Origin of the sequence: Bacillus sp. AP50, assembly GCF_040492675.1 — a bacterium.
In the GTDB taxonomy this organism is placed as follows: Bacteria; Bacillota; Bacilli; order Bacillales; family Bacillaceae_G; genus Bacillus_A; species Bacillus_A cereus.
Map to the genome: position 1 here is coordinate 1 of NZ_JBEUTW010000056.1, position 1,944 is coordinate 1,944.

Here is a 1,944-nt window from a genome sequence, read left to right on the forward strand (position 1 = left end):
TAGCTTGATAGCGATGGGGTGCTCCCCCATATAAAGAAATTTTAAACCTCTTAATCTACATTTCCTTTATGTAAATATGGGAATAACGAAATTACCCCAAGGATAGCTAAACAAGCTCCAATCCATAGAGGAGATACAAAACCATATCCTTTACTGATCCCAAGACCACCTAGTGACGAACCAATAACAATACCTAGCGTAATAAAAGAACTATGAACGGTATTTATCATTATTCCATTACTAGCTGTCTTCATCACCCTCGCAACCATAGCTGGATTCAATGCTACACCAGTTAAACCAATAAAAATCGTAGAAATAACTGCAATGTATTTATTCTCTGCACTTAAAGCAAATAAAGACAACGCTATGATTAATATAATTAATCCACCCATAAGTATTTTCATTGTAAATTTATCAGCGAACTTGCCAATTATTATATTCCCAATTACTGTCGCGCTACCATAGAGAGCAAGTAAATATGGAATACTTGCACTTGAAAACCCTGTAACATTTGTAAAGATAGGAGTGAAATAACTAAATGCTGCAAACGTACCACCAATAATGAACATACTTGTTACGTACGCTGCCCAAAGATGAATATTCTTAAATCGCAGAAGTTCATCTTTCCAATTTAATTGCTCTTTATTTGAAGAGGATGGTAACAACCGTTGAATCATAATTGCTGATACTAGCACAAGAACAGAAACAGCCCCAAAACTAATACGCCAGCCAAAATATTGCGAAATAACGGTTGTTATAGGTAAACCTAATACAGTTGCGAACATTAAACCTGCAAGTACAATTGATGCAGCTTTTCCCCTTGAATCAGAGTGAACCAATGTCGCAGAAAAGGAAATCGCAACTCCAAAAGCTGAAGCTGAAGCAATACCAGTTATAATACGTGAAATCATCATAATATCATAGTTCCAAGCAATAGCTCCGAGCGATTGACCAATTAAAAATATGAACATTAAAAACAATAATGCTTGTTTGCTGCGCATTCGTAAGAGGATTGCAGTTAAAATGGGGCCTCCTATTACCATTGCTCCTGCATAAGCTGAAATTAAATACCCAATGGATGATACAGAAACCTGGAATGCAAGAGCAAGTTCATTCATCATACCTGCAACCATAAATTCTGATGTAGTCATACAAAAGATTGCTAAAGCTAATAAATAAATAATCGATGGCATAAAAACACTCCTTATTCATTATTGTAATGATCGGTACAAAAATAGTGCGAAAAAGGGCGCACTAAGCGCCACAAATAGACTCTACTGTTCCTTTGATAACTTGTTCAGACAACATCCGATTTTGCATCGATACATTAAGAACACGGAATCCGTAATAACTGCTTAAAAGCAGACTAGCTAATTCCTCAGCGGATTGCTCCTTTGAAATTTCACCTGTTTGCAATCCTTCCTCCATCACTGTTTCAATAGCTTGTTTAAGAAGTTCAACATGCTTCGAGAAAATTTCTTGTACCATTAAATCGTTTTTAGCACGTTCTATACTGGCATTAATCAATAAACATCCTTTTTGATCCATATTCTCAAAGTCTTCTTTCAATGCCCATTCAAAAAATTTACTTAATCGTTCTTTAACTGGAATTGGAGTATGTAACAATTTCTTTTGTTCCCTAATCCCAATTTCATGGTAGCGTTCTAATACTTGTTTATACAGTTCATGTTTACTACCGAAAGTATTGTATAAACTTCCTTTTCCAAGTCCTGTATCACTGCATAAATCTTGTGTAGAACATCCTTCATATCCTCTTAACCAAAATGTTTTCATTGCAACATCTACAATTGAGGAATAATCAAACTCTCGAGGTCTGCCGCGTTTATTCAATCGTATCCTCCTCTCATTTTAAAGATAACATGAATAGAATACTCCTTTCTGTACCACGCGGTCAATAATTTTGTTTTAATGTTACTGTAAAAT

At 35.3% G+C, this 1,944-nt stretch carries 2 protein-coding genes; both read right to left on the reverse strand.

The features are described from left to right. Positions 1 to 50 precede the first annotated feature (50 nt). Entirely contained in the window at positions 51 to 1,193 is a 1,143-nt protein-coding gene (locus ABWK52_RS06060; protein ID WP_001139233.1) for an MFS transporter, read from the reverse strand. 61 nt (positions 1,194 to 1,254) lie between these two features. Continuing rightward, the gene (locus ABWK52_RS06065; RefSeq protein WP_061654902.1) at positions 1,255 to 1,851 is read right to left on the reverse strand and encodes a TetR/AcrR family transcriptional regulator; all 597 of its coding nucleotides are present in this window, start codon (positions 1,849 to 1,851) and stop codon (positions 1,255 to 1,257) included. Positions 1,852 to 1,944 lie beyond the last annotated feature (93 nt).

Excerpts from the sequence above, each read along its gene's own strand:
- ABWK52_RS06060 (WP_001139233.1), bottom strand. The coding sequence starts at position 1,193 with ATGCCATCGATTATTTATTTATTAGCTTTAGCAATCTTTTGTATGACT.